Source organism: Oceanisphaera sp. W20_SRM_FM3 (assembly GCF_052119705.1).
In the GTDB taxonomy this organism is placed as follows: domain Bacteria; phylum Pseudomonadota; class Gammaproteobacteria; order Enterobacterales; family Aeromonadaceae; genus Oceanimonas.
Genome location: NZ_JBGQOP010000012.1, coordinates 25,682 through 52,153, shown reverse-complemented (window position 1 = coordinate 52,153; position 26,472 = coordinate 25,682). Strand labels below are relative to the sequence as shown.

Here is a 26,472-nt window from a genome sequence, read left to right as displayed (position 1 = left end):
TAGCGGGAGAAGGGCAATGATCACCGGATGGATAACCTCGGCATCTATACCCAGCATCTTTTTGGGTACTGTGGTACTGGCCTTGATGGCATGCGAAGCGGGTTTTCTGATTGGCCGCCGCCGTGCTCGACTAAGTAAAGAAACCCCTGACTCGATTAGTGCGATGGTCGCCGGCTTACTTAGTATGTTGGCTTTTATCCTCGCGCTCATTTTCTCCATTACTGTGTCTCAGTTTCAAACCCGCAATCAGAACGTGGTGACCGAAGCGGCGGCGGTGCAAAGCGCATACCTGCTCGCAGACTTAGTCGCCACGCCGCAAAAACTAGAGATGAAGCGCCAATTGCGCAGGTACATCCAAGTTCGTCTGCAAGTTATTCAAGATCGCGATCTGCAAACGGCGTTGTCGCAGTCCCATGAAATTTATCAATTGTTATGGGTTCACGCCACCGCCGCGGCTGAAAACAAGCCTGACGATATCACCTCTATGGTGGTGCAATCCATCATAGAGGTGATAAGCCAAGGCGAGCAAAGAAAGGTGGCGGCAGTGCACAGTCAGATCCCAGAAAATGTCTGGTACGGACTACTGGTGATCACGCTGCTTTCCATGGTGATGTTAGGGCTGCAACTTGGCTTTTATGGCAAGCGCAGGCTGGTCGCGGTACTGCCGTTGAACATAGCGTTTGCGGTACTGATCGCGCTGGTGGTAGATCTTGACCGACCGCAACGTGGCTTTATTACCGTCAGCCAGCAGGCGATGGTGGATGTACAAATCATCATGGGCACCATTGATGCGGCTCCTTAAGGTTTTAGTTTGAGTCTTTATTGTTAGCTCAAAATTTAGCAGCTAAATACCCAGCAGCGAAACACTGCAAGCCAAGAATGAAGGGGGTTTGTATGTACAAGGAGGTACATACCCACGCAACACTAAACAGGCACTTTGTTTAAACGTTATCCGTCCGTATGACACAGGTTCGGTCGGTGAAATTCCCGTTTTTTATGGAGCTAGGATGAATATGAGAATGACATTAGCCACCTTCACTTTTGCCGTTATGGTTAACACCACAGCAATAGCCGCACCTACAGATCAGCTCAGCACCGAGCAAGTTAAAGCCATTGCCGAAGAGGGATACATTTACGGCTTACCGCTAGTCATGAATTACGCCGTTATGAACGAGTATGCCGTTGACAAGGCGGGTAGCCAGTTTAAGGCTCCTTTCAATCACATCAAGAACGAGCCGCGCCTCTATACCTACCAAGACACCGCCATCCTCAGCCCGAACAGCGATACGCCCTATTCGGTGACTTGGCTGGACCTACGTGCCGAGCCTGTGGTGATCACAGTCCCCGAGGTCGAAAAAGACCGTTACTACTCAGTACAACTAGTGGACGCTAATCTCTACAACAATGGCTACATTGGCAGTCGTACCACCGGCAGCCAAGCTGGTTCCTATGCGGTAGTCGGCCCAAACTGGCAAGGGGATACGCCTGAGGGAGTCGGCAAGGTCTTCCTGTCGACGACTCCCTTTATGCTCGCTATTTTCCGCACTCAGCTGTTTGATGCCAAAGACATGCCTAACGTAGAAAAAATCCAAGGCCAATATAAGGTAGCGCCACTGTCGGTATTTCAAGATAAGCCCGCTCCAGCTGCGCCCCCCGCCATCGACTTCGTGCCGGCGAACTCGGCTGGGGTCAAAACACACTTTTGGCGCTACCTCGGCGCCGCGCTGGAATTCATTCCCCCCACTGATGACAACCAAGCGATCCGCGCTAAGCTGGCAACGATAGGCGTCGAACCTGGCAAGGAATTTGATATGAACAGTCTTTCGCCTGAGCACCAACAGGCGATGGCCGCAGGCATGAAAGCCGGGGATGATAAGGTCAACCAGTTTGTGAGCAGCGGCGCCACAGACGTTAATAGCTGGCAAGTAGGATCATTATGGGGCGACCGCGCTTTTTACAACGGCGACTGGCTTAAGCGTGCAGGCGGCGCTAAAGCTGGGATATATGGCAACGATGCTGAAGAGGCCATGTATTTGCTGGCGCGTAGCGACAGTAAAGGTCAGCTCTTGGATGGCAGCAAGCATGATTACAGGCTAACTTTCGCCGCCGATAAGCTGCCACCGGTTAATTCTTTTTGGTCGGTCACCATGTACTACGGGGACAGCCAGCTGCTGGTCAAAAATCCGATCAATCGTTATTTAGTCAATTCGTCGATGTTGAAGGACATGCAGAAAAATGCAGACGGTTCGCTGACTCTCTATATACAGCATGAATCGCCCGGCAAAGATAAAGAGTCGAACTGGCTACCGGCACCGAACGGCCCTATTTACTTGGCGCTGCGCATGTATTGGCCCACACCGGCAAGTGACGATTCGTCCGTTTTACCACCTGGCAAAGGCACTTGGCAGCCACCGGGCATTATGGTTGCCGATTAATCCGAAAGTATGGATTTAGTAGCTAGCTGAACCTAGGAAGCGCGAGCAAGACCTGAGCGCTTCCTAAGCAAGGATCTACGGCTATTCGTTTGGAGAACATTATGAACAAATCACTCAAGTCGATAAAAGATTGGCATCGCTATTCAATCGCGTGTGTTGTGCTGTTGGCGGGCTCCTTGCCGACCTACGGGGAGCAAGCAACGCCGGGATACAATCACAAGATCCCGACAAAAATAATGACCCCTGATCAGGTGGAAACCCCCATAGGTACCTTGCGCTTTTTTGATGGCATGCCCGATGCGGCCACTGTGGAGAAGGTGTATGACAACCTTGATTTGATCCGTGCCACAGAAACTTTTTTGAACGGTATTCCTGCCACCTCGATTGAAGGCATGCGCCTAGGCTTTAGGGAGATGGGCGCCGATGCGTCGCACAAAGCCATCATCATGGACAAGCTACTTGATTCCAGCCCACTGTTTCTGACGGGGAATACAGATACTGTTTACTGCTTGGCGTTTCTGGAGCTGGATAAAGACGGGGCAACTGTGGTGGAAATCCCGGCCAATTCAGGGCCTGGAACCGTAGACGACGCCTACTTTCGCTTTGTGACCGATATGGGGACCCCAGGACCTGACGCCGGTAAGGGAGGCAAGTATTTGATCCTACCGCCTGACTACGACGGCGACCTTAATCCACCAGTAGGAGGCATGCAGGCCGAGGTGGATGGAGAAACCTACTTCGTCTCAAAATCTTCTAGCTATGTGAATCTCTTATTCCTACGTGGATTTTTGGTGGATGGTAAGCCAGATGTCGCCACCGCTATGTTTAAAAATGACCTCAAGGTTTATCCGTTAAAGGATGCGGCCAACCCACCCAAAATGGAATTTATCAGTGGTTCAGGGAAAAGCTTTAACACCATTCATGCCAACACTTACGACTTTTATGAAGAACTGCACACAGTGATCGAGCGCGAACCTGCATCGCTGCTAGAGCCACAATTAAGCGGCCTATTTGCCTCGATCGGCATTGAAAAGGGCAAGCCGTTTAACCCAGACGCACGGATGAAGAAAATCTTGACCCAAGGTGTGGCCATTGGCAACGCGACTGCCCGTGCTATCACCTTTCGCCCAAGGCTCGAAGGCTTTGCTTATTATCCTGATAGTAGCTGGGGTACCGGCTTTGTTGGTGGCTCTTACCAATGGTTGAAAGAGGGCGACAAGGGAGCCCGTAACTTGGATGCGCGCACACTCTTTTTTTACCAAGCTACGGTTAATACACCGGCCATGGTCGAGAAAATGGTGGGCAAAGGATCTCAGTATGCCGTTACAGCGGTGGACAATAATGGTGACTACTTACATGGCGACCAGACTTATCGGCTAAATATTCCGGCCAAGGTACCCGCGGCTAACTTTTGGTCGGTAGTAATCTATGACCCGCAGACTCGCTCCGAGCTGCAAACCAGTCAGCCGTTCCCTAGCAAGAACAGCACCCGAGATCCCTTGGTGCAAAACGCAGACGGTTCTGTGGACCTGTATTTCGGCCCGACCGCCCCTCAAGGCAAAGAGGCGAATTGGATCCAGACTGTGCCAGACAAAGGCTGGTATCCGATTTTTCGCCTCTATGGGCCACTGGATCCTTGGTTTGACAAGACCTGGCAGCCTGGGGAGTTGGAGGTAGTCAATTAGGGTCTGTTGACCTTTCGCGGTTAAATTTTGTTCGAGTTAAACGCGTTTTTATCGCGGCGAGTGGGGTGTAGCCTAGTCGTTCTAAGCAAACTCCCACTCAACAAAGAGAAAAACGCGTTTAGCCGAACCCGAAGGGCAGCATTTGTGGCGCCTTTCTACGGCGTTATCGCTTATTGATGGAGAATGACTCCATGGCACAAGCGATGCCTTGTATAAAGACTCCACAACCTGCTGCAAAAATCATCTCGAAAGGTCAACAGACCCTAGTTCCAGCTAAACAGCATAAGCCGCCTTCACAAACAAAGAGCGGCCTACGGCTTTCAGTCTGATTAATGCCAGAGCCCGTGAGTCAGGGCAGACAAACAGACGAGCGATTTGGAGAAATAATGATGAATACTAACTCTTACATCGTCAGCAAGCTGACCTTAGCCAGTGTGTTTGCGCTGGCGCTATGGTCAGTCAGTGCCAAGCAGGCAGTGCAGGCGGTGACTGCCGGACAAGATATGAAAGCGTTGGCGAGCTCAGTTTCTGTCACACCCACCGAAGCCCGTGCCATTGCCAAGGAAGCCTACATCTATGGCTACCCTATGGTGGACAACTACCGTGTCCAGTACTCGTATTTCGTGGATAAGAATGATCCTGAATACATGGCGCCTTGGAATCAGATCAAGAATCTGGCCAAAGTCTATACACCGGACGACAAAGCCGTACAGACCCCTAATTCGGACACACCTTATTCTTGGGCGGGCTTAGATTTGCGCGCCGAGCCTATCGTGATTTCGGTACCAAAAATTGAAAAAGAGCGCTACTACTCTATCCAGATCTTCGACGCTTACACTTATATCGTCGGCTACGCAGGCTCGAGAACTACGGGCAACGATGCGGGCAATTTCATGGTGGCGGGGCCAAGCTGGAAGGGCGAAACGCCCAAGGGCATTGATAAGGTGTACCTTTCTGATACCGACTTCGATCTCGCCGTGTTTCGCACCCAGTTGTTCAATGCGCACGACATGGACAAGGTTAAGCACATCCAAGCTCAATACCAAGTGCAACCACTGTCCGCGTTTCTGGGCACGGCACCGCCACCTGCACCACCGGCCATAGACTTCATTAAACCTATCACCCAAGAAGAGCAGAAAACGTCGCTGGAGTTCTTCAACATCATGAACTTCGTGCTGAACTACAGCCCAGCAGTACCGAGCGAAGTGGCGCTCAGGGAACGCTTCGCCAAAATTGGTATCGAGGGCGGCAAGACCTTTGATCAAGCCGCGCTTTCACCTGAAATCAAGACCGCCATCGAACAGGGGCGCGCCGATGCTTGGGCAGACTTTGCCGGTGGCGTTAAACAGCTGACCGAAGGCAAGATCACTTCAGGTGACGTCTTCGGCAGCCGCGAATTTCTCGGGGACAATTACCTCAACCGTTGGCTCGGTACTGTCGGCATTTATGGCAACGCTAAAGAAGAAGCCATGTATCCGGTTTATCGGATGGACAGTGCAGGGCAGCCGCTTACTGGAGCTAATCGCTACACGCTGAGCTTTGCACCAAATGAGTATCCACCTGTGAATGCCTTTTGGTCGCTGACCATGTACGAGTTACCGTCCAGTTTGTTGGTCGCTAATCCGATCAATCGCTATCTCATTAATTCGCCCATGCTGCCCCAGATGAAGAAGGACGCCGATGGCGGCTTGACTATCTATATTCAAAACGAATCACCCGGCCCAGACAAAGAGTCGAATTGGCTGCCCGCCCCTAAGGGACCCTTTGCCACCTATATGCGCCTGTACTGGCCGGCTGAAGCCGCGCTGGATGGCTCTTGGACCCAACCAAAACTACTGAAGGTTAAGTAAATCAGAGCATCTAGAAAGTATAACGATTGAGCCAAAAGGATTTCGACAATGGAGCGCATAACATAGCGCTTAGTTTGACGTGTTGGTGGGCTTATTCTGCTCTACTCAGCACAGTGACAGTACTTAGATACAAGGAGGGACACATGACTAAGACAGACATGCACGTAACTTATAACAATGAATAATGTTCGCCATAACGGCACCGTCCATAACTACCGCGCCTGTTATGGCCTGAGGCAGCAAGTATGAATACTCACTTAATAATCCATAGCTGAGCCTAGTACTCAGTTATTGATAACGAGACACAGGGATAAATTTACGAGGTGTATCATGAGTGTTAAAAAATACCCCAGCTTATTTATGCTCACGGTGACGGTCATTTTTGTGCCCGCCTACGCACAGGAGGTGCTGCCGTTTCCACCCAAGGCATCTGGTAGTAAGGCGGCTTACAGTATGCAAGAGTCGACTTACAGTCCGCTGGCCCCATCTCGTCATTTACCAGATGACGCGCCTAATATTCTGATTGTACTGATTGACGATACCGGCCCAGGCCAGACTAATACTTACGGCGGTGAAATGAACACGCCCACCTTGAGTGCCATTGCCGATGAAGGTATTTCCTATAATCGTTTTCACACCACGGCTATGTGTTCACCGACACGTGCGGCACTGTTAACGGGGCGCAATCATCATCGCGTTGGCAGCGGCCAGATCACGGAACTTGCCAACGATTGGGATGGCTACATGGGTGTCATCCCTAAGAGCAGCGCCACAGTGGCGGAAGTGCTGAAAAACTACGGCTACAGTACGTCTGCTTTTGGCAAGTGGCACAACACACCAGCCATGGAGACTACCGCCGTAGGGCCGTTTGATAACTGGCCGACCGGTTATGGCTTCGAGTACTTCTATGGCTTTCTCGCCGGTGAAGCCTCCCAATGGGAACCGCAATTGGTGCGTAATACCTCCTACGTGGAGCACCCTAAAACCTCTGGTGGAAACGATTATTATCACCTCAGCGAAGACTTAGCCGATGACGCCATTTATTGGCTGCGAGAGCACAAAGCATTGGCTCCTGATAAACCTTTCCTGATGTATTGGGCCAGTGGGGCACTGCATGGGCCACACCATGTGCCTAAAGAATGGGCCGACAAATATAAAGGGAAATTCGACTCTGGCTGGGATGAGTACCGCAAACGAGTATTTGTGCGTGCTAAAGAACAGGGTTGGATCCCAGAAAACGCGCAGCTCACCCCAAGACCCGATAGTTTGGCATCTTGGGATTCCATCCCAGAAAGTGAAAAACCCTTTCAGGCACGGTTAATGGAAGTGTTTGCGGGTTTTGCTGAACACACAGACGCGCAAGTGGGTCGGATTGTGGATGAAATCGATACCCTCGGTTATCGCGACAATACCCTGATCTTTTATATTTGGGGGGACAACGGTGCGTCGGCAGAAGGGCAAAATGGTGCCATTAGCGAATTACTGGCACAAAACGGTATTCCCGCCACCATTGAGCAGCAGATAAAAGCGCTTGACTCCTTGGGTGGGCTAGATGTACTCGGCTCCCCAAAAACGGACAACATGTATCACGCCGGTTGGGCATGGGCTGGAGGTTCTCCGTATCAAGGCACTAAGTTACTGGCGTCTTATTTCGGCGGCACCCGTAATCCGTTGGCGGTACGCTGGCCAGAAAAAATCAAACCCGATACGGTGGCACGCGCACAGTTTTTGGATGTGAACGATATAGCACCGACTATCTACGATATTTTGGATATTAGTCCACCGAAAGAAGTGAATGGCATAAACCAAGACCCCATAGATGGTGTCAGCTTTACCAGCACCTTTAACGACAGCCAAGCTAAGGAGGTTCAAACCACCCAGTATTTTGAGATCATGGGCAGTCGCGCCATTTATCAAGATGGCTGGATAGCATCTGTTATAGGGCCGCGTTTACCTTGGGTACCCGGTACGCCTAGCGGCCTAAAAGACTGGAACCCCGCTAATGATCAGTGGGAGTTATATAACCTCAATGAGGACTGGACTCAAGCGAATGATCTGGCCGAAAAGATGCCAGAAAAACTGACAGAGATGAAAAAATTATTCCTTGACGAGTTTACCGAAAATAAAGGCTTACCGGTGGGCGGTGGCTTATGGATTATTGCTATGCACCCTGAGTTACGTCTGGCGCCACCTCATACTTCTTGGGCCTTTCCGGGAGCCATAACCCGTATGCCTGAGGTAGCCGCGCCTGCACTGGGTAACAAGGAAAACTTAGTCACGGTAGAGGTTGAGGTACCGGAGAATGCCAATGGTGTTATCTATGCATTGGGCGCATTTTCCGGTGGCCTCAGCTTGTATGTCAAAGAGGGGGTGCTGAGCTATGAATACAATTTATTTGAGATTGAGCGCACCCACATTCGTGCCAAAGAGAAACTCGCGGCAGGCAAACATAAAATCGAAGTAGAGACCACCTATGTCGAGAAAAAGCCAGCGGGTCCCCTTAACGTGGTTATTAAAGTTGATGGTAAAGAAGTCGCCTCTGGTGTGGTGCCCATAAGTGCTCCTTTATTGTTTACCGCCAATGATGCTCTTGATTTTGGTATCGATCTGGGATCGCCCGTAGGGCTGGAATACTTTGATGATGCGCCATTTAAGTTTAATGGCACCATTAAAGGTGCGACGGTGAATTATTTATCACTCGAGCAGGAGCAGAAAAAGTAAATGGCTAAAGGACTCATGGCGGCGCGGGTCGCCGTCATCGCGACCATATTGAGTCTGCATACTAGGGCTTTGGCTAATTCATGCCATACAGGAGGTGCTCAGGGTAATAAGCAGGCTTAAGGTCAGAGAAGGGTAGAAGTGAGACACAATGACAGCGTCATCATTATTTTGAACAAACCGCTAAGGAGAGTAGTTAATGAAAAATTTAAAGCTAGGTTGGAGTCAACCACTACCTGATCAACTCATCTATGTTGCCAAACATGAAAAAAGATGCCGATGGCGGATTGACGATTTACATCCAGAGCGCATCACTTAGCTCAGACAAAGAATCTAACTGGTTGCCCGCACCGCAGGGACCTTTTGCCGCCTACATACGTCTGTACTGGCTCGCCGAGGCCGCGCTGGATGGCTCATGGGCCCAGCCTAAGCTGATCAAAACGGAGTCAAACAGACCCAGAATCGCCCGAACGTTGCGCCTGCCTCAGATTGAGATCCTCCTTGGGCAGAGCAAACAGATCCACGAATCAGGAGCTACATCATGAGCACGTTCCGCCGCACCACCAGTCTGGCATTGGCCAGCGTATTTTCACTGACCCTACTGACGGGCTACGCCAACGAGGTTTCGCAAGCCGCTGTCACGCCAGCCGAAGCACGCGCGATCGCCACTGAGGCGTACATCTACGGCTACTCGCTGATGACTACCGAAATCACGCGGGTGCAGATGACCAATGTTCCCAAACCGACAGAGGATTTAAAGGCGCCGACAGGGATGTTCAGCAATGTCCCTCGCTATCCCGGAGCCAACTATCGTGGTGTGTCGGCACCGAACGCCGACACGCTGTATTCTTTCGCTTGGCTCGATCTTTCCGAACCGCAGGTGTTCAGCCATCCGGATTTTGGCTCGCGGTATCATTTGTTCGAGGTCGTTGATCTCTGGATGAGTGACCTGGCGAACTCACCGGGTTCGCGGACCGGCGACGGTAAGGCCGCAAACTATCTGTTCACCGGGCCGGACTGGAAAGGCAAAGTGCCTGCCGGCGTGAAGCACATTCCAGTGGCCACGCAGTATATGGTCATCGCTGGCCGCATTTTCGCCGACGGCACCGAGCAGGATTACAAGGCGGTCAATGCCGTGCAAGCGCAACTGAAGATTACTCCGCTGTCGGCTTGGGGCAAGAATTACACCCCTACGGCTGCGCCAGTGGACAAAAGCCCGGCATTCTCGATGACCGACAAACCGCAGCAGGTCATTACCGATCTAGGGGTCAAAGGCTATTTCGATATGATGGCAAGACTACTGGTTAAAGCCGCACCGCCGGCCGCCGCAGATGCCCCGATTCTCTCCCGCATGGCACGCATCGGTATCGAGCCTGGCAAGGCATTTGATCTGAGCGCTCTCGACAGTGCCACCCAGGAGGCGTTGAAGGGGGTGCCCCAGCAAGCACTCAAGACAATCGAGGGCAATGTCTCTGCGATGGGTGAAATTGTGAACGGCTGGATCATCAGCAAGGGCTTGGGCGAATACGGCACAAACTATCTGAAGCGGGCCACGGTGGCCGCGTTTGGCTGGCCCGCCAATAGACAGGAGGATGCCGTCTACCCCTACGCACAAGTGGACAGCACCGGTGCTACGCTCAATGGTGCAAACCAGTACACGCTGACCTTTCCCAAAGGGGAAGAGCCTCCGGTGAAGGGCTTTTGGTCGATCACCATGTATGAGATTGACAATGGCTGGTGGTTTGTGCCGAACGTGCTGAACAAGTTCACCGTCAGTCCGCGGGACAATCTGAAGAGCAATGCCGACGGATCAATAACCCTGTACTTCCAGTACGAGTCTCCCGGCAAGGACAAGGAATCCAACTGGCTGCCAGCGCCAAAAGGCGACTTCCTGCCGATGCTGCGCATGTACTGGCCGCAGGACAAGAAACCTTCGGTCCTTGACGGCACTTGGACACCGCCGCAGATCATCAAGACCAAGTAACAAATTGCTTGCAAGCAAGCCCTTGGTATTCAACCCCGAGCGTGTTTGTAGATTGCCCCGAATGGAGAGCTATCCGGGGCCGCCTACAAACAAGCAAAAGTGCAAGCATAGGAGTAGACCCCATGGAAACGATATCTGACACCACCACCATCAGGGTGGTAGGCGTTGTTCTTACTGCCCTGCTGTCCGCGCCAAACGCATTGGCTCAGACCAGCCCCAAAATGAAGATGACGACCCAAATCCCGGCGTCGATCACCACGCCCGCCAAATTAGAAACTCGGCTTGGCGCGCTGGAGTTTCCGCAGGGTTTTCCGACCGAGGAGACTGCCGACAAACTCTATGAACATCTGCAGTTCATGCATGGCGTGGAAGCTTTTCTCTACGCCTTGCCGGGTGCATCGGCTCACGCGGCTGGTAGGGGTATCAAGAGCCAGGGCGGAGACAACCAGACGGTTTTGATCTTCGAGCAATTGATGGACTCCAAATCGCTGTTCCTTACCCCCAATACGGAAAGCATCTACAACATAATGTGGCTGGATCTCAAAGACGGCCCGCTGGTAATCGAGTCGCCACCCGATATTCTCGGTATTGTTAACGATCACTGGTTTCACTATGTTGGTGATATCGGTAACGCAGGACCTGACAAGGGCAAGGGGGGTAAATACCTGCTGTTGCCACCCAGTTACAAGGGGGAGGTGCCGGAGGGCTACTTTGTTTTGCACAGCCAAACCTATCAGAACCTGTATTTCTGGCGCGGATTCATTAAAGATGGCAGCACTGCGACCGCAGTCGCGAACACCAAGAAATTTGCCAAAGTCTACCCGCTGGCCGACGTCAATAATCCACCTGCGATGAAGTATCTCGATGTTTCTGGCAAGGCGTTCAATACCATAGGCGGCAACGATTTCAGCTTCTTTGAGGACATCAATGAGATCGTCCAGGCAGAGCCCAACGAAGCTTTCAGCCCAGAAATCCTCGGCATACTCGCCGCCATCGGCATTGAGAAAGGCAAGCCCTTTGCTCCCGACGAAAAGCTTAAGCAGACGCTTACAGAAGCCGTGGCCGTGGGCAATGCAACCGCACGCACCATCGCCTTCAAGCCCCGGATTAAGGAAGCATACCTTAGTCCGGGCAGCGCATGGTTCTTCCCTTTTGTCGGCGGCAGCTACCAGTTCCTCTCGCAGCCGGGTGTGCGCAACCTTTCGGCACGCGTGTTGTTTCACTACAACTACACCGGCGTCACCCCGGCGATGGCCTTCGAAATGGTGGGTATAGGCTCGCAGTATGTCATGGCGACTACCGACGCCAAGGGTAGCCCGCTGGACGGTGCCAAAACCTACAAAATCCAGCTGCCACCGAACATCCCGGCCAAGGACTTCTGGTCGTTCGTCGCTTACGACAACCAGACCCGCTCAATGCTACAGACTGACCAGCAGTTCCCAAGCATAGGCAGTAAAGACCAAGACATCGTCATTAACGCCGATGGTTCAGTGGATGTCTGGTTTGGACCGACGGCTCCCAAGGGGCATGAAAACAACTGGATCCAGACCGTTCCCGGCAGAGGCTGGAGTGTGCTGCTGCGCCTGTATGGCCCTGAGAAAAGCTGGTTCGATAAAACGTGGAAGCCGGGGGAGTTCGAATTGCAGGGGTAACTAGGCTAGAAAATAGTCGGCTTGGCGAGGACATCACAGTAAACCCTCAGCACCCGAAACTGAACTAAAGTTATGGTTGCCGTGACAGTTTAATCATTATTTTGAACAAACCGCTAAGGAGAGTAGTTAATGAAAAATTCTAAACTAGGTTGGAGTACAGGTTTTCTATGCGCCATGTTGACGGCACCTTTGTTTGCCGCTGAACCTGCCATGGATGCGATGAGCCAAAAGCCAGCAGTGTCGGCAGGCATGCATATGACGTCCACCGCCACGGTGGAAGCCATCGATCAGGAAAATAGGGTGGTTACTTTGCGCAGTGAAGAGGGCGAAGTCACTCGTCTGGCGGTTGGCGATGAAGTGCGTAATCTCGCACAAGTTAAAGTGGGTGATAAAGTTAGCATCACTCACGACATGGGGCTTGCATTGGCACTCAGCCCAGCAGCTGAGGCGGGCGCGCTGCGCACTCGCGTTGAAACCGATACCCTTACTCGCTCCGCCCTTGGTCAAAAGCCCGGCGCCACTATCCGTAAAACAGTAGAAGTAGAGGGCACAGTTAAAGCTTTAGATACCACAGCGCGCACCGTGACGTTGCAAGGTGCCGAGCACTCCATGACGCTGGCGGTAGATCCCGCTATTGATATGTCCGCTATCAAAGTGGGCGACAGAGTCGATGCTGTCTATCAAGAGTCGGTAGCCATCAAAGTGGTGCCTGCTTCTTAAGTTTTAGACTGGTACTGAGGCACAGAGTGCTGAAATGTAGCACAGCACTAAGGTTCGCTAGTACAAAGTGAAACCCTGTGTGGGCAGTGACTTATGCTTGGCTAAGTTAAAAGTCAGGCTAGGTTAATAAGCGAGATCAGGCAGAAGTCAGACCATGTAAAAACAGCCCTAGCAGAGAGTTCACACAACTTCAGGCTGGGGCTTTTTATGGCAAGAGCAATGTCTGGGCAGGAGAGATAACTATGGACAGTCATAAGCAGGATAGTAAGAAGCCCGACAGTTACAAACAAACGGCCTTGTGGCTGGGGTTGCTGAGCTGCGGCTTGAGTCTAGCGAGCTTGGCAGACGAAGGTGAGCACTGGCAATTTGAAGTGACGCCTTATTTGTTCGCCGCAGGTCTGGATGGAACCGTGGGCGTGCGCGGCGTGACCAGTGAGTTAGATGTGCCTTTTAGCGACCTTGTTGATGACCTAGACATGGGCTTTATGGGCTTAGTCACCGCTCGAAAAGGGCCATGGAGTTACGGTTTAGAAACTATCTACGTTAAATTATCCGATCAGGGTTCAAAAAGTGTCACCGGGCCTTTTGGTCGAGTAACGCTTAATGGCGCCTTAGATGTGAGCAGCGAAATGTATATCACCCAAGGCTCGGTGGCATATCGCGTACTGGATAACAGCACTGCCCTCGACATGATTTGGGCGCTGCGCTACACCCAGCTTGATACGCAAGCCAGTGTGGCTATCAACTCCACGCCAAGTATAGTTTTTCCCGGCGGCGAAAAGACCGCCAGCGGTTCAGACAGCTGGACTGACGCCGTGATTGGCGTTCGGGTATTACATCCGCTTAATGAGCAATGGTCGCTGTTGGCCTATGGAGATGTGGGCGGCGGAGGCTCTAAGCTGACTTATCAGCTACTGCTGGGTGCAGATTGGCAGTTTGCTGAAAACTTCACTGCCAAAGCAGGCTATCGCCAGCTCTATTGGGATTACGAAAAAGGGGGCACCGTATGGGATATGACGATGGCCGGGCCGTATCTGGGATTAGGCATTCAGTTCTGATAGCACTCAGGGCTATTTTTACCGTAATGATGCAAACAGGGGCAAATACGGCGCACTGATGACTTATGCAACACATATCATCAAGGCTGGCTAAGCAGCTGGCTTTGTAACTGTAATAATCTTGGGTCTTGATGCCGAGATAAGTAGTCTTTAATTACCGTTAAGGCTTGTGAGTGTTGGCCGTTAGAGCTTAATGCTACGGCGTACACATAAGTGTATTGCGCATTGTCAGGTATTATCAACGCCGCTTTTGCCAATGATGCTATAGCAGGGGCAAGCTGTTGTTGCCGAGCATAGGCTAACCCTAGGCTATGGTATAAATCACCGGCTGTGGGGAGCTGCGTTATGCCGCGTTGTAATATCGCAATCGCCTCATCTTCTCGCTGCATCATCCGATACAGATCAGCAAAATTAATATAAGTCGCCAGCCAATCGGGGTCTAATACCAGCGCGTCTTGATAGGCCGCTTGTGCCTTAGTCCATTGCCCCTGAGCCGTATAAAAACTCCCCAAATTAACATTGGCGGCGGCGGTATCGGCGTTGTGTAGCTGCGAAGTAATATACTCCTGACTCGCTTGTTCAAACGCGCTGCGCTGTAGCGGTGGCAATGATGCCAGTGGCATATCTGCCAACGTCTCGGCGGCCAAGCTTCTCACCACGCGCACCGGATCCTTAAGCAAAGGTGCTACTAATTGCCAACGCATAGGCAATGGCAAAGGTTTAAGCCCAGATAGGGCACCGGCGCGCACTAAGGGATCAGCGTCTTGTAATGCGTGTTGCAGGGTAGCCACAGATGCCTTGGTCAACGGGTGCTGTAATGCGCTTGCTGCGGTGGCCCGTGCGATAGCAGGCTGGCTTAAGTCTTGTAAGAGTGAGCGCAGTTGGTGCTCGGCATCGGGAGCGAGCTGGCGCTGAGCACTCAAGGTCTCAGCAAAATGCTGGAAACCTTGCGGCTCTCGCCCAGTCCAAGTTTGGATATTGTCGGCGGCCCATTGCGCCGTTTTATCTTGGTGACAGTCATTACAGGCATTAGGCGTATTTAAGGTGGAGCTTAAATCAGGGCGAGGAATACGAAAGCTGTGATCGCGCCGCCCATCGACCACCATGAAGTTTTTGGTCGGCATATGGCAATCGACACACTGAGAACCGGCTGCGCCTGGTTGATGAAAATGATGCTGCGGACTCGCATATTGCTCACTCTGATGACACTGCATACAAACTCCATCACCGGGTACCTTAATGGCCAAACTATGCGGGTTATGGCAGTCGCTGCACGTTACACCTTTGGCGTACATCTTACTTTGTATAAAAGAACCATACACATACACCTCGGCATCCACTTGGCCGTCGGCGTGGTACAGCCCTTCATCGAGCAAGGCTGGCAAATAACTGTCCATATACGCTTGCCCTTGGCGGTCATCTTCAAATAATTGTGCCCGCCGAGAATGGCAGGCCGCGCATACTTGGATCTCGGTCTCTGTGGTGCGCATCTGGCTGCGCACCGGTTGCTGGGTGCTGGCATCATGTTGCCAAACTATGCCTTTACGTTCATTAAACTGATGGGTAAGCCCATTATCCTGTGCTTGGCGGTTATCGGCTTTGCTATTATCTACTTGCAGTGCCCAGCTAATATGGTGTGAGCCTGGGCCATGACATGCCTCGCAACTGACATTAATCTCGGCCCATTGCGTGTCATAGGTTTTAGTTACAGCGTCATAATTTTTATTTAGCTGGGTCGAATGACACTCAGCACACATAAAATTCCAGTTCTGCGAGGGTTTACTCCAATGCAGAGGTGATTCAAAGGTAACGGCTAATTCAGGATATAAATGAAACCACTTTTGTCCGCCCAGTTTTTTATCCCGACTGTCCCAAGCAATGCTCAGCGCCTGCAAGCGCCCCCCTGGTTGGGCAATTAAATATTGTTGTAGCGGCTCAACACCAAATACATATTTAATTTCAAAATCTTGTAATTTTCCATCGGCGCCATCGGTGCGCACCATAAAGCGTTTATCATCTTTGAAAAAATGGCTGCGCGTGCCCGCATAATCAAAGTCGGTATTATTAAAGTCGCCTAACACGGTCTGGGTATTGACGGTTTGCATGGATAAGTCGTGGTGCGAATTTTTCCACTGCTTACTTTCTGCTTGATGGCAGCTTTGGCAATGTTGGCCACCCACATAACTTGGCGCTGTGGGGGGGAGGGCAGGGGCAGCTGCTTGGGCTATTGCAGAGGAAACGAGGGATGGGCTAATCGGGTCTGCGATTTCCTTTTTAGGTGGAACAGCTTGATTCAAAGCAGCTTCATATACATCTGTGCTAGATGTTCCTGTATCGGATAGAGGCGTATCAGTCTTGCTCTCAACCAATACCCACCACAGGCCAATAGCCATCAGCATCACTATAACCACCATCACTAGAGGTACGCGCCACGAAGGTGTGTTGCTGTGAAGCGTCGCTTGCTTAGCGTTTGGTTTATTGGGGTGTGCTTTTGATTTGCGGCTCATATGCGGTTAACAGTCCTAGTAGTGTTAAAGACAGTGGTATTGCAGACTCGTGGTAAAAAACATAGCACATCGCCTTGCTGCTCGGCCCAGCTTATCGCGAGAAGCGCGCGGGTGAGCACATAACTGAGTGTGAAATACAGAGTGAGGCTAGGTGTTAGCTCATAACAATGCCCCTGACGTACTTTCGCCCATCAGGGGCATGTGGCGTATTAAACGTTAATGATCGCAGTACTTACGCCATTAATTTCCGAGCGGTAGCGGTACGCTAATGCCCTCGTTTGCAGCGCATACATACTGGAATCGCTGGTAGTCAGTTAGCGTGATTGTGACTGTGTACACCTCATTGTGTAACTTACGTGGCGGATCCTGCTATAAGTCGAAGACCTGCGGCATAATAGCCGCGTACTTCTGTGCGCCTTTCCAGCCTAGGTTTCGGTCAACCGCCATACGTCGGTGGATTAACCGTGGCCACCGCACAGATTAAGCACCGCCTTGTAGTGACCTGCGCAGATCTTAGCTACGCAGATATTACTTACGTGCATATATTAGCTACGCGGAGGGCCACGTTCGACAAGACGGTAGCCTCTAACCCGTCTATCTTCAGCTTCTTTCTTTTTCAGCACAGCCACAGCCCGCATGACTGCATCCTTGGCCCTCAGCACAGGCTTGGCAGCAAAATAAACCGGTTGCAGTTTTAACATTGTTATCATCATTGGCCACTTTACAATTGCAGCCATCAGCCGCGCAATGATAGGTGATGTTCGCCATGTCTATTCTCCGTTTATTAAGTTGTAAATTATAGATTTTTATTGAAATACGCCATTGACTCTCTCACCCGATTTAATAGTGAATGTTCAATTAGATTGGTTGGGTAGAGCTAAATAAATATTAAAGTGTATTCAATAGCAGCGTGTGTATGTTGAAAATAGAAAGGTGGCCTGTTCAATAAGGCCCATTCGGACCTTATTAATTGCTGCTCATTACCATTTATATTTATGCGATTCTTCCCAGTCAGAAACTTGCTTTTCAGCTTCGTCTTGCGCTATGCCGAAGCGTTCTTGAACTTTGCCAACCAGCTGTTCGCGTTTGCCGTCAATGACATCGAGGTCGTCATCGGTTAATTTTCCCCACTGCTCTTTGACCTTGCCTTTAAACTGCTTCCAGTTACCTTTAACAATATCTTCGTTCATAACACTGACCTCTCAAGTGAGACTAAAAAGGTGAGACAGAGTGCCTAAGCACGGCTTAAAGTGTAGCTATGTTTTTAAGAAAGTTTTTAAGAAAGTTTTAGGAAATCCTCCCCAATGGTGTTTTAGCTATTTTCCGCGCCAAGTAAGTGTTTCTTCCCTCAAGAGTCGGCCGATATGGCACAGTGTCAGGCTGATGTATTGAATATTATGGCGTGCCATGCTCATGGCTACTTCCTCGTACTACTCCGGCCTTTTGGTCAATGAGGTTGTGAAACGTAATTTCGCTCGTGCTAATGTTATTTGTATGACAAACCATTTCCCTTCTGAGGAATATTTATAATGGCGAATGACTTAGCGTTTTTATCCAGCTATTTATTTAGTCAAAATATGCGGTTTGGTACTTGGCTGGCCGCCAGCGTCATAGCGTTAAGCGGCTGTGCCAGCATGAGCAAGCAAGAGTGCTTAACGGCTAATTGGTTGGATCAGGGCTTTCGCGATGGGCGTAACGGCCAGCCCTTATCCCGCATTGCCGATCACCAAAAAGCCTGCGCTAAAGTTGATGTTAGACCTGATCATGTGCTTTATGCTCAGGGCCGGGAACAAGGCATAGTGCTCTATTGCACACCTGAAAATGCACTGATAGTAGGGCGTCAAGGTCAGCCTTATCGCAATGCTTGCCCTGCGGCATTAGAGCAGCAATTTTTAGTTTCTTACGAGAAAGGCAAACAACTTTATGATGCAGAGCAGCGCATAGAGGCACTGAATCAAGATACGCGGCAGCTAGAGCTGTTATTAAGAGATGAAGACAATAATGATATACGGCGCTACTTACGCCACAACATTCGTGAGCTGGACTGGGAGCGACAACGCGCCCGAGATGAGCAATATTATTTAGAGCGGCGCTTAGGTGATTGAGTGACGAGCAATGCCCTTTGCTCGATGCCGCGTGAGGTAAATGAAACACGCATAATTGAAACTTAAGTCGGTTCTTAAAATACTATGTTGAAAAACCATATTGAACTTAATGGCTGCGCCGTTGCGAACAAAGACGCGCAAAAGGGTGACGATTTATCAAATTGATTGCCACTTATCATCAACGTCATTTTTGCAGTGGCAATCCGTTTAGACGCGACGAAACACATTCTCACGCCAGACATACACCATGACAGCAAGCGCGGCCATTCCAATAGATAAGGCGGGGGCATAAGGGCCGCCTATCAAAAAGCCGAGCGTGTAACAAGGCGTGAGTATAGCCGCGGCTATGAGTGCGGGCCGATTGATGCCCCCGAAGATGAGATTAACAGGAAATAACACCCCGATAACAAAGAGCAGGGTGCGATAAATGAGATCACCAAACGCGAATTTGAATGCTGGCGCCAGCCAAGCGACGGCGAAGTGAAACCCACACAGCAGGCAGATAGACACCACTGTGGGCAGAGCAAATTTTATCTTCAACCAGCGGCTGCCTTCTAGCTCACGTAAGTGTGCGGCTGTGGTGAAGGATGTTTGCAGAACGAGCAACCCCACAACAAGTTGCAAGGCTGGGTTAGCCAAACCTTGTTGGGTGATCAAAGCGGAAAAAATAGGGGTAGCGTAGAACATACCCACTAATAACAAAGCAAATAAGCCACCAAAGCCAATCAGGAAGCTCAGCCGCGGATTTGGGCTTTCGGCAAAGGCGCGATGAAACGTTAAGTCAAAGTAAGGTGCCAGCAGAAAGCCAAGGGCTAAGGGCAGAATATAATGTATGAAACCCTCGGCAATGGGCGTTGGTGGGGCAATGGGCGCAGGATAGCTTAATGCCATTACAAACAGCGCCACCGTCGCCACAAACACCCCAATAGACAGGCCAATCAGCCTGTGGCGCAGTGCAATAAAGGCAAAAGTTGCAGCAAGAAAGCCAATAATGGGCCAAAGCGTGCCGAGCAGGGTGGTGAGCCACGAAATAAAAACGAAATGATATGCGATCACGACCACGGAGAATAACTGCGCCGATGGCGCGAAGCGTGCTAGAAATCGAGCCCTTTTTTGAGCATCTAATACGAAGCCAAACAGTGCCGCGCCCGTGACATTAACGATAAAGAACACCACAAAGGCCACAGGGCCAAAGTCATGATCAAGCAATACCGGGAAAAATCCGCCGATGCACCAGAACCAAGCGCAAGCAAGAAAAAATGCCGTGGGCAGATTGCGCATCACTCACTCTCCTGAACGGGCCACAAATGAAAGGTGACTTCGCCTCGTCCGATACGGTGCCCTGGTTTTCCGGGGGCGTCGCCACGGGTATAAACATTGACCTTAAGCTCAGCATTAAAGGGTTTATTGCTTTTGATTCCCTCCTCTATGTCTTGGCTGATGGGCTCTACCTTAAAGTGGAGGCCATTATTCGACGGCAGCCTAAAACGATAAGATATGTTTCTACACACCAGACGATGCCCGCCATCGGTACGCATAAACAGATAAGAACCCGCGGCCAGCTCTAAGTTGGCCAATAAGGCAGCCCCACCAATAGTGCCATAGGCATTGCGATTGAATCTTTTATGCGGTACTTCAACGTAAAAGTTATCCGCTGAATAGTTAATGCGCATGCCAAAGCGACAAACCATAGGCAAAAATAGAAATGACAACAGCCACCGTAAAATAGGCGACTTTATGGTGGCTTGGTTAAGCGCGCGTTCTAATCTTGGGCCTGCCCACTTAAAGCCAGTCGCTGGCGGCCGGTATTTTTTATCGCCGCTACTTGCCGTTTCCTTTGACATCATTCGTTTCCTAGTCGTGCTTTGCCATTAAATGTTTGGCCGAGACCATAGAGTTTCCTTGGTCTGCGCGCAAGTATTAGACTCAATTTTTGTTATTATGCTGCAACTTTGTGCAGTAAATTGGCCGCAATCCTTGGTGGCAGTCTCGAGCCGCTACCTCGAGTCACAGTGCCGTCAGATTGAAGACAAGGTGCAGCGTGTTTACCAGGCCACTCACAACGTCAATCTAAAGGACTCATGATGAAACAGGTAAAGATAGATATTGTTTCCGATATTGCCTGCCCATGGTGTGCTATCGGTTATGCTCGATTAGCGCGTGCCATGAAGCAATTGACCGCAGAATATGAATTTACCATTCAATGGCATGCCTTTGAATTGAATCCTGAACACAGCGGCAAAGGTGAGCCCATCTTGCCCGCACTTGCCAAAAAATACGGGCGCAGTGAAGAAGAGATGCGTGCCAATCAGCATAATATGATGACGGTTGCCAAAGATCTTGGCCTTAATTTCGAAAAAATACAGCAGCGATCAACGTGCAATACCTTCGATGCCCATCGCTTGGTTAAATGGGCGGGTGAACAAGGCCGGCAAACCGCGCTCAAGCAAGCCCTGTTCGAGGCCTACTTCGGCAAGGCAATGGACGTGTCCGACCACAAGGTGCTCTTAAGTTGCGTTGCCGCACTGGGGTTAGACTCAGTAAAAGCCAAACAAGTATTAGCATCGGATCAATACGGTGCCAAGGTGCGTGAAGACGAAGCCAACTATCGGCAGGCGGGCATCACTTCGGTACCGGCGTTCATTATTAACAACAAATATTTAGTTTCTGGGGCTCAAGAACCCGAGGCTTGGGTGCAGACGTTGCTGACCTTGGATAAGGCAGGCGCTGAGCCCGTGTGAGCGACTAAAGGACTGATCAGGAGGCTTACATGTACGTACCCCGTCATTTTAAAGAAGACGATGTAGTAAAACTGCAGCAATATATTCGTGACTATAGCTTTGGCACTTTGGTGATTGCCGATGAGCAAGGTATAGAGGTTAATCATGTGCCTTTTTACTTAAGCCTTGGAGCAGACGGTGGGCTGGGCACCTTGCAGTGCCACCTGGCGCGCAGCAATCCCGTGTGGCAACGCTTGAAGAGCGGTTGTTCTGTGTTGGCGGTATTTCAAGGGCCTAATGCTTATGTCTCACCATCTTGGTACCCCAGCAAAGCAGAGGCGGGGCGCGCAGTGCCCACCTGGAATTATCTGGCGGTGCATGCAGGCGGCAGCGCGCGGGTTATTCAAGACTCGGTGTGGCTTAAAGCGCACCTTAGTCAGTTAACTCATCAACATGAACAAGCGCGAGAGCAGCCTTGGGCTGTGGATGATGCGCCTAAAGCGTACCTCGAAGGTTTGATGCGCGGGCTGGTGGGAATTGAGATCCGCATTGAAACATTAATCGGAAAGCTAAAATCCAGTCAGAACCAAGCTGTGGGTAATCAAGCTGGGGTGAAGGCGGGCTTGCAAGGAGAACAGTCGAGTCACGCCCTTGCCATGTCGGAGTTTATTCGCTAACCCTTAGTTTCAGGGGCGGGCAATTTCTGCCGAAGTACCCTGTTTATTTGTTATGCCGATGGCAGACACAGAGCTTATTCTTCTACGGTATCAAACAGCTCTGCCATGGACTGATTGTGAATACGCGAGCTTTTGAACATGGCTTTATTACCGGTGTCGGTTTCTGCCCAAAAGTTGATGTTAAATTGCGCGTCGTCACTTAGCTCCACACGATGCCAATATTGTGGCGGGCTCACCGCAAACTGGCCGGCTTGGATCTCGACTGTCTTTTCTGGCGCGGTAGCGGCTTCATTAGCAAACCCATAAAAGGTGACAGTGCCTTGCATCACGCAAATTTGGCCGTACACACCTTCCGCCGTGTTGTGATGAGTGAGCAGCGCTTTAGGAATATTATCCTTAGTGAAGAAATGGGTGGAACGCTTTATTTTCCAATGGCTCGGGATTATCAAATCATTCATGATCATTCCTCGGTGAGTTAGGCATTTTTCTTGTTGCTCTGTAGCCTGAGTACCATATTAATCTTCAAAGCCTAAACCTTTTGCCAAACAAGGGTCAAGTGAGTGGCTGCGGCTCGGGCTGCAAAAAATGCGTGATAAATCCCTTCAAAGAATAGGTATTTGAATATGAGTCAAGATACGGCAGGAATCTTCGATAGAATGCTAGCGGGTGGCATCATTAACCACGATGACCCCGAGATGAAGCGAGTCTGGGCAAAAATTGCCCGAACCATTAAGTTGTCATCACTGCTGAATGCCTCGACGGATGTGCATCAGATCAGGGGGCGGCTGAGTGAGATTACGAACAGCACCATAGATAGCAGTACTATTATCTTTGTGCCTTTTTACACCAATTTTGGGCAGCATATAAAAATCGGCCGTCAGGTGTTTATCAATCATGATTGTAGCTTCTTGGATATGGGCGGGATCACCATTGAAGATAATGTACAGATTGGGCCTAAAGTCAGCCTCATTACCGAAAATCATCCGCTCGCACCCGCGCGAAGAAAAGATCTCGACCTTAAAGGTATTACGCTTAAAAAGAATGCTTGGCTGGGGGCTGGGGCAACGATTTTGCCGGGGGTGACGATAGGTGAAAATGCGGTGGTGGCTGCAGGCTCGGTTGTGAGCAAAGATGTAGCTGCTAATACTGTGGTTGCGGGCGTGCCGGCTAACGTTATCAATACTATCCCAGACCAGGAAATGTGAATGCTTGAGAGAGGGTCTTTAATGTTATTGAGCCGTTACCGACTAATTCAGTCACTGGATGCACAGTGAGCCGTGCTAAGGGAGTTGATATGAGGTGTCTTATGTTAGGTTGCATGTTGCTCTCGAGCGTGGCGATGGCTCAAGTTGATTTGGTAACGGTTAAAAAATCTGAGCGTAAGATGGTGTTACTGGCGGGAGACCAGATCGTTAAGACGTATCATGTCTCATTTGGTGGTGATCCTAAAGGCCATAAGCAGCAAGAAGGGGATCAGAAAACACCCGAAGGTTTGTATATTTTAGATTATAAGAAAGAAGATTCTATCGCTTATAGATCCATGCACATCTCTTATCCGAATGAGCAAGATATAGCGAATGCTGAGGCTAAAGGTGTGGCGCCAGGCGGTTTTATTATGGTGCACGGTCAAATGAATGGTTGGGGTTGGCTGTCGCCGATCAATCAACGATTTAATTGGACCGATGGTTGTATTGCCTTAACCAATGCGGAAATGGATGAGTTTATGGCCTTAGTAGCGGTGGGCACGAAAATACACATTACTTATTAGACTCGTCAGCTATCACCAGTTACATAACACTTATCATATAAATATCTGATTACTTATGAGCCTCAGCCATTACGCTGCCTTATTTAGGTTTTTGTAGCTGCCAACTTGTTCGGCAGGCCAGCTTTGCTGGCAATTTTTAAATAAAAAACATAAAACCGTGGTGAAGCCCTCTTCGCCGAAGAGACGGCCGCCTTGTAACCCATTGAATCTATTGACGCTGAAGTCATATAAACAAGCCATATAAGGATAAGTGAGATGTCTGGAATAACTGCGTTGGATGAATTGTTGTCGTCATTAAAGCCAAGGTTATTCGCTACAGAGTATGTGTTTTGCAGCGTATCTGGGAGTGTGGATCAGTATCTTGGCTTAGCGCCGATTGCTACCTTTGCGGAGCCAGAAGGTCTGACACTGGTGCTGAAAAAAACAGATGCACAAGCCGCTGGGCTCAGCTTCGACGGCTCGTTTCGCCAAATTACGCTTACCGTACATTCTAGCTTAGCGGCGGTGGGGCTAACGGCGGCGGTTTCTGCTCAGTTGGCGTCAAAAGGTATCAGTGCCAATGTTATTGCGGCCTTTTATCACGATCATATTTTTGTGCCGACAACGGATGCCGAGGCGGCGCTGCTAGCATTACAAGAGCTAAGTATTTAGCCTGCACGGTGCGAGCGAGGCGGCAAAATGGCGAGCTATGTTTTGTCCATAAAACTCAAATTAGCTCTGAATGAGGCTTGTAGAGGCCCTTGGTAGCGTACGGCTTGCGCTTGAGCTGTGCTTGGCGATAGAAATCCACTGAAATTGGCAGTTATCTTGTGGCTAACCATGTAGAATGCGTCATTCAATGATCATTCAACCCTTGAGTGTTGAATGCAGCGTTATCGAAACCCAGTAGGAACTCCATGAAAAAGACATTCGCTTTAGCTGACCCTAAGTTACCACTCGCGCGCAGGGTAGATGCCATTAAGCATGAAATTAAAAAATACCTGAAGAGAGAGCGTAACAAAACACTGCCTAGCGGTATGAACTACTGGGCGTTTGACTGCCGTTTTGGTGTTTCAGCTGAGCAGGCCACGCCAACCTTTCCTTCTGAACTCAACAAGCTGATTGATAACGTTGTGGCCCAAGAGCTGCCCGAGTTTTATGTTGAGATACTGGCCCGCGCCTGTAAGCATGATCCACGCTCGCCGTTGTCTTCCATGAATGATCAAGCTTAAGTGACTGTTTAATGCCGTTGAGTAAGCTAAATGAGCTCGGCGGTACAGATAATGAGGAACTGAGTTCCTCTTATCCTATCCGCTCTAATTTCCCTCTACTACTAACAAGTAGCTCTTTGCTTTAGCCGTAGCTCGGCATCAGCCGTTAACGCCTCAAAGCTAAACGCCACCATACATGCCCATCATGCCAAACTTGTGTTGCCCCACTTTCTGAATTCTGAATAATGCCAACGCTAGCTAAAACCGAATAATTTTTTGCTTACTTGGCGATGAGGAGTGGCGTTGGTCTTTATGCGATATGCGACTCGCGCCTTAGGTCGGCGAAAATTTACGCCAACTAAGAGCAAAATAGAGAGGTTATTAGGCAAAGCAGTGCAGTCCCTTAGCGTCAGCACTGCTCTTAATCGCCAAAAGTGATATCCTGTTTGTTCTCAATACTCAAATTCACATAGAGCATCTTCGTTAACATTATGATTGAACACCGACACTACTTAGCAGGTTGCCTGTGAAGACACCCAAACGCCTACAACCACTCGTTGAAGAGGGGTTGATCGATGAAGTTATTAGCCGCCTGATGAGCGGCAAAGAAGCCGATGTGTTCGTGGTTCGCTGTGGTGAGCACATTCGTTGTGCGAAAGTCTATAAAGATGCCATTAAACGCAGCTTTAAAAAAGCGGCGCAATATCAAGAAGGGCGCCAAGTGCGCAGTGGCCGCGAAGCGCGCGCTATGGCTAAGCGTTCGAAGTTTGGTCGCGAGCAAGAAGAGAAAATTTGGCAAAATGCCGAAGTGGATGCGCTATCTCGCTTAGCCCGAGCGGGTGTGCGTGTGCCTGAAACCTTCGGTTGTATCGATGGTGTGCTTTTGATGGAGCTGGTTACCGACGACACCGGCGATGTAGCGCCTCGACTCAACGACGTTGTCATGTCAGACGAGCAAGCCCTTGAAGATCATGGCGTTATGATGCACTACATCAAATTGATGTTGTGTGAGGGTATTATTCACGGGGATTTATCCGAATTTAACGTGCTGGTAGATGATGATGGCCCTGTGGTGATTGATTTACCGCAAGCGGTGAATGCGGCGGCCAATAACAGCGCTAAGGCCATGTTTTTGCGCGATGTAAATAACATGCGCCGCTATTACGGTGCCTTTGTGCCTGAGCTGATGCACACCCAATACGGCAAAGAAATGTGGGCGCTCTATGAAGAAGGTAATTTAACACCTAACTCAACGCTCAGTGGCGACTTTGCCGACACGGGTGAAGATGCTGACGTGGGCTCAGTGCTTGATGAAATCAATGCGGCCATGGAAGAAGAGTTCGAGCGCCGTGACCGCATTCGTGATGCGGATCAAGGCGACTGATCCGTCCGCATCCAATCCC

At 50.3% G+C, this 26,472-nt stretch carries 23 protein-coding genes; 18 read left to right on the top strand and 5 right to left on the bottom strand.

Annotated elements, in window-relative coordinates; all coding sequences use genetic code 11:
* Window positions 1–16 precede the first annotated feature (16 nt).
* The 10 genes from ACEN2G_RS08395 to ACEN2G_RS08350 all read left to right on the top strand — a co-directional run bounded on the left by ACEN2G_RS08395 (window position 17) and on the right by ACEN2G_RS08350 (window position 14,102).
* The gene (locus ACEN2G_RS08395; protein WP_442021032.1) at window positions 17–802 is read left to right on the top strand and encodes a bestrophin-like domain; all 786 of its coding nucleotides are present in this window, start codon (window positions 17–19) and stop codon (window positions 800–802) included.
* A 211-nt stretch (window positions 803–1,013) separates the two neighbouring features.
* Entirely contained in the window at window positions 1,014–2,435 is a 1,422-nt protein-coding gene (locus ACEN2G_RS08390; RefSeq protein WP_442021031.1) for a DUF1254 domain-containing protein, read from the top strand.
* 101 nt (window positions 2,436–2,536) lie between these two features.
* The gene (locus tag ACEN2G_RS08385; RefSeq protein ID WP_442021030.1) at window positions 2,537–4,120 is read left to right on the top strand and encodes a DUF1254 domain-containing protein; all 1,584 of its coding nucleotides are present in this window, start codon (window positions 2,537–2,539) and stop codon (window positions 4,118–4,120) included.
* A gap of 386 nt (window positions 4,121–4,506) precedes the next feature.
* Window positions 4,507–5,970 (top strand): DUF1254 domain-containing protein, encoded by a 1,464-nt coding sequence (locus ACEN2G_RS08380; protein WP_442021029.1) that lies wholly within the window; start codon window positions 4,507–4,509, stop codon window positions 5,968–5,970.
* Window positions 5,971–6,300: 330 nt separating this feature from the next.
* Complete coding sequence (locus ACEN2G_RS08375) at window positions 6,301–8,691, top strand: arylsulfatase (protein WP_442021028.1); 2,391 nt, start codon at window positions 6,301–6,303, stop codon at window positions 8,689–8,691.
* 233 nt (window positions 8,692–8,924) lie between these two features.
* Complete coding sequence (locus ACEN2G_RS08370) at window positions 8,925–9,233, top strand: DUF1214 domain-containing protein (protein WP_442021068.1); 309 nt, start codon at window positions 8,925–8,927, stop codon at window positions 9,231–9,233.
* Window positions 9,230–10,672: a DUF1254 domain-containing protein gene (locus ACEN2G_RS08365; RefSeq protein ID WP_442021027.1), complete on the top strand. Its 1,443-nt coding sequence runs from the start codon at window positions 9,230–9,232 to the stop codon at window positions 10,670–10,672. The genes ACEN2G_RS08370 and ACEN2G_RS08365 overlap by 4 nt, the downstream gene beginning before the upstream one ends.
* 122 nt (window positions 10,673–10,794) lie before the next feature.
* Window positions 10,795–12,324 (top strand): DUF1254 domain-containing protein, encoded by a 1,530-nt coding sequence (locus ACEN2G_RS08360; RefSeq protein WP_442021026.1) that lies wholly within the window; start codon window positions 10,795–10,797, stop codon window positions 12,322–12,324.
* A gap of 129 nt (window positions 12,325–12,453) precedes the next feature.
* Entirely contained in the window at window positions 12,454–13,044 is a 591-nt protein-coding gene (locus ACEN2G_RS08355; protein WP_442021025.1) for a hypothetical protein, read from the top strand.
* 242 nt (window positions 13,045–13,286) lie between these two features.
* Window positions 13,287–14,102: a hypothetical protein gene (locus ACEN2G_RS08350; RefSeq protein WP_442021024.1), complete on the top strand. Its 816-nt coding sequence runs from the start codon at window positions 13,287–13,289 to the stop codon at window positions 14,100–14,102.
* Window positions 14,103–14,182: 80 nt separating this feature from the next.
* On the opposite strand, the gene ACEN2G_RS08345 is transcribed toward ACEN2G_RS08350, so the two are convergent.
* Together ACEN2G_RS08345 and ACEN2G_RS08340 are read right to left on the bottom strand one after the other, a co-directional pair.
* Window positions 14,183–16,609 carry a tetratricopeptide repeat protein gene (locus ACEN2G_RS08345; RefSeq protein ID WP_442021023.1) on the bottom strand — a complete coding sequence of 809 codons (2,427 nt, stop codon included), beginning with the start codon at window positions 16,607–16,609 and terminating at the stop codon, window positions 14,183–14,185.
* A gap of 980 nt (window positions 16,610–17,589) precedes the next feature.
* Complete coding sequence (locus tag ACEN2G_RS08340; RefSeq protein ID WP_442021022.1) at window positions 17,590–17,799, bottom strand: CsbD family protein; 210 nt, start codon at window positions 17,797–17,799, stop codon at window positions 17,590–17,592.
* A 339-nt stretch (window positions 17,800–18,138) separates the two neighbouring features.
* Between ACEN2G_RS08340 and ACEN2G_RS08335 the strand changes: the two genes are divergently transcribed.
* Window positions 18,139–18,714, top strand: a complete 576-nt coding sequence (locus ACEN2G_RS08335) for a DUF2799 domain-containing protein (protein ID WP_442021021.1) — start codon at window positions 18,139–18,141, stop codon at window positions 18,712–18,714.
* A 207-nt stretch (window positions 18,715–18,921) separates the two neighbouring features.
* Here the strand turns inward: ACEN2G_RS08335 and ACEN2G_RS08330 are convergent, their stop codons facing one another.
* Entirely contained in the window at window positions 18,922–19,995 is a 1,074-nt protein-coding gene (locus tag ACEN2G_RS08330; RefSeq protein WP_442021020.1) for a hypothetical protein, read from the bottom strand.
* Entirely contained in the window at window positions 19,995–20,561 is a 567-nt protein-coding gene (locus ACEN2G_RS08325; RefSeq protein WP_442021019.1) for a hypothetical protein, read from the bottom strand. Before ACEN2G_RS08325 ends, ACEN2G_RS08330 begins: the two co-directional genes overlap by 1 nt.
* A 237-nt stretch (window positions 20,562–20,798) precedes the next feature.
* Between ACEN2G_RS08325 and ACEN2G_RS08320 the strand changes: the two genes are divergently transcribed.
* On the top strand, window positions 20,799–21,455 hold the full coding sequence (locus ACEN2G_RS08320; protein ID WP_442021018.1) for a DsbA family oxidoreductase: 657 nt from the start codon (window positions 20,799–20,801) through the stop codon (window positions 21,453–21,455).
* Between the two features lie 29 nt (window positions 21,456–21,484).
* On the top strand, window positions 21,485–22,111 hold the full coding sequence (locus tag ACEN2G_RS08315; RefSeq protein WP_442021017.1) for an FMN-binding negative transcriptional regulator: 627 nt from the start codon (window positions 21,485–21,487) through the stop codon (window positions 22,109–22,111).
* A gap of 74 nt (window positions 22,112–22,185) precedes the next feature.
* Here the strand turns inward: ACEN2G_RS08315 and ACEN2G_RS08310 are convergent, their stop codons facing one another.
* Window positions 22,186–22,569 carry a DUF1971 domain-containing protein gene (locus tag ACEN2G_RS08310; protein ID WP_442021016.1) on the bottom strand — a complete coding sequence of 128 codons (384 nt, stop codon included), beginning with the start codon at window positions 22,567–22,569 and terminating at the stop codon, window positions 22,186–22,188.
* A gap of 165 nt (window positions 22,570–22,734) precedes the next feature.
* Between ACEN2G_RS08310 and ACEN2G_RS08305 the strand changes: the two genes are divergently transcribed.
* From ACEN2G_RS08305 to ACEN2G_RS08285, 5 genes are all read left to right on the top strand, one after another.
* Entirely contained in the window at window positions 22,735–23,316 is a 582-nt protein-coding gene (locus ACEN2G_RS08305; RefSeq protein ID WP_442021015.1) for a sugar O-acetyltransferase, read from the top strand.
* A gap of 89 nt (window positions 23,317–23,405) precedes the next feature.
* On the top strand, window positions 23,406–23,879 hold the full coding sequence (locus tag ACEN2G_RS08300; protein WP_442021014.1) for a L,D-transpeptidase family protein: 474 nt from the start codon (window positions 23,406–23,408) through the stop codon (window positions 23,877–23,879).
* A gap of 255 nt (window positions 23,880–24,134) precedes the next feature.
* On the top strand, window positions 24,135–24,530 hold the full coding sequence (locus ACEN2G_RS08295) for an ACT domain-containing protein (RefSeq protein ID WP_442021013.1): 396 nt from the start codon (window positions 24,135–24,137) through the stop codon (window positions 24,528–24,530).
* A gap of 245 nt (window positions 24,531–24,775) precedes the next feature.
* Complete coding sequence (locus ACEN2G_RS08290) at window positions 24,776–25,090, top strand: DUF6172 family protein (protein ID WP_442021012.1); 315 nt, start codon at window positions 24,776–24,778, stop codon at window positions 25,088–25,090.
* A gap of 505 nt (window positions 25,091–25,595) precedes the next feature.
* Entirely contained in the window at window positions 25,596–26,453 is an 858-nt protein-coding gene (locus ACEN2G_RS08285; protein WP_442021011.1) for a PA4780 family RIO1-like protein kinase, read from the top strand.
* Window positions 26,454–26,472: the final 19 nt, after the last annotated feature.

Bases quoted from the DNA above. Each gene is read 5' to 3' on its own strand.
- ACEN2G_RS08310 (WP_442021016.1), bottom strand. From the start codon at position 22,569: ATGAATGATTTGATAATCCCGAGCCATTGGAAAATAAAGCGTTCCACC.
- ACEN2G_RS08345 (WP_442021023.1), bottom strand. From the start codon at position 16,609: ATGAGCCGCAAATCAAAAGCACACCCCAATAAACCAAACGCTAAGCAA.
- ACEN2G_RS08390 (WP_442021031.1), top strand. From the start codon at position 1,014: ATGAGAATGACATTAGCCACCTTCACTTTTGCCGTTATGGTTAACACC.
- ACEN2G_RS08330 (WP_442021020.1), bottom strand. From the start codon at position 19,995: ATGCGCAATCTGCCCACGGCATTTTTTCTTGCTTGCGCTTGGTTCTGG.
- ACEN2G_RS08385 (WP_442021030.1), top strand. From the start codon at position 2,537: ATGAACAAATCACTCAAGTCGATAAAAGATTGGCATCGCTATTCAATC.
- ACEN2G_RS08365 (WP_442021027.1), top strand. From the start codon at position 9,230: ATGAGCACGTTCCGCCGCACCACCAGTCTGGCATTGGCCAGCGTATTT.
- ACEN2G_RS08380 (WP_442021029.1), top strand. From the start codon at position 4,507: ATGATGAATACTAACTCTTACATCGTCAGCAAGCTGACCTTAGCCAGT.
- ACEN2G_RS08355 (WP_442021025.1), top strand. From the start codon at position 12,454: ATGAAAAATTCTAAACTAGGTTGGAGTACAGGTTTTCTATGCGCCATG.
- ACEN2G_RS08375 (WP_442021028.1), top strand. From the start codon at position 6,301: ATGAGTGTTAAAAAATACCCCAGCTTATTTATGCTCACGGTGACGGTC.
- ACEN2G_RS08335 (WP_442021021.1), top strand. From the start codon at position 18,139: ATGGCGAATGACTTAGCGTTTTTATCCAGCTATTTATTTAGTCAAAAT.
- ACEN2G_RS08340 (WP_442021022.1), bottom strand. From the start codon at position 17,799: ATGAACGAAGATATTGTTAAAGGTAACTGGAAGCAGTTTAAAGGCAAG.
- ACEN2G_RS08325 (WP_442021019.1), bottom strand. From the start codon at position 20,561: ATGATGTCAAAGGAAACGGCAAGTAGCGGCGATAAAAAATACCGGCCG.
- ACEN2G_RS08395 (WP_442021032.1), top strand. From the start codon at position 17: ATGATCACCGGATGGATAACCTCGGCATCTATACCCAGCATCTTTTTG.
- ACEN2G_RS08315 (WP_442021017.1), top strand. From the start codon at position 21,485: ATGTACGTACCCCGTCATTTTAAAGAAGACGATGTAGTAAAACTGCAG.
- ACEN2G_RS08290 (WP_442021012.1), top strand. From the start codon at position 24,776: ATGAAAAAGACATTCGCTTTAGCTGACCCTAAGTTACCACTCGCGCGC.
- ACEN2G_RS08305 (WP_442021015.1), top strand. From the start codon at position 22,735: ATGAGTCAAGATACGGCAGGAATCTTCGATAGAATGCTAGCGGGTGGC.
- ACEN2G_RS08295 (WP_442021013.1), top strand. From the start codon at position 24,135: ATGTCTGGAATAACTGCGTTGGATGAATTGTTGTCGTCATTAAAGCCA.
- ACEN2G_RS08350 (WP_442021024.1), top strand. From the start codon at position 13,287: ATGGACAGTCATAAGCAGGATAGTAAGAAGCCCGACAGTTACAAACAA.
- ACEN2G_RS08360 (WP_442021026.1), top strand. From the start codon at position 10,795: ATGGAAACGATATCTGACACCACCACCATCAGGGTGGTAGGCGTTGTT.
- ACEN2G_RS08320 (WP_442021018.1), top strand. From the start codon at position 20,799: ATGAAACAGGTAAAGATAGATATTGTTTCCGATATTGCCTGCCCATGG.
- ACEN2G_RS08300 (WP_442021014.1), top strand. From the start codon at position 23,406: ATGAGGTGTCTTATGTTAGGTTGCATGTTGCTCTCGAGCGTGGCGATG.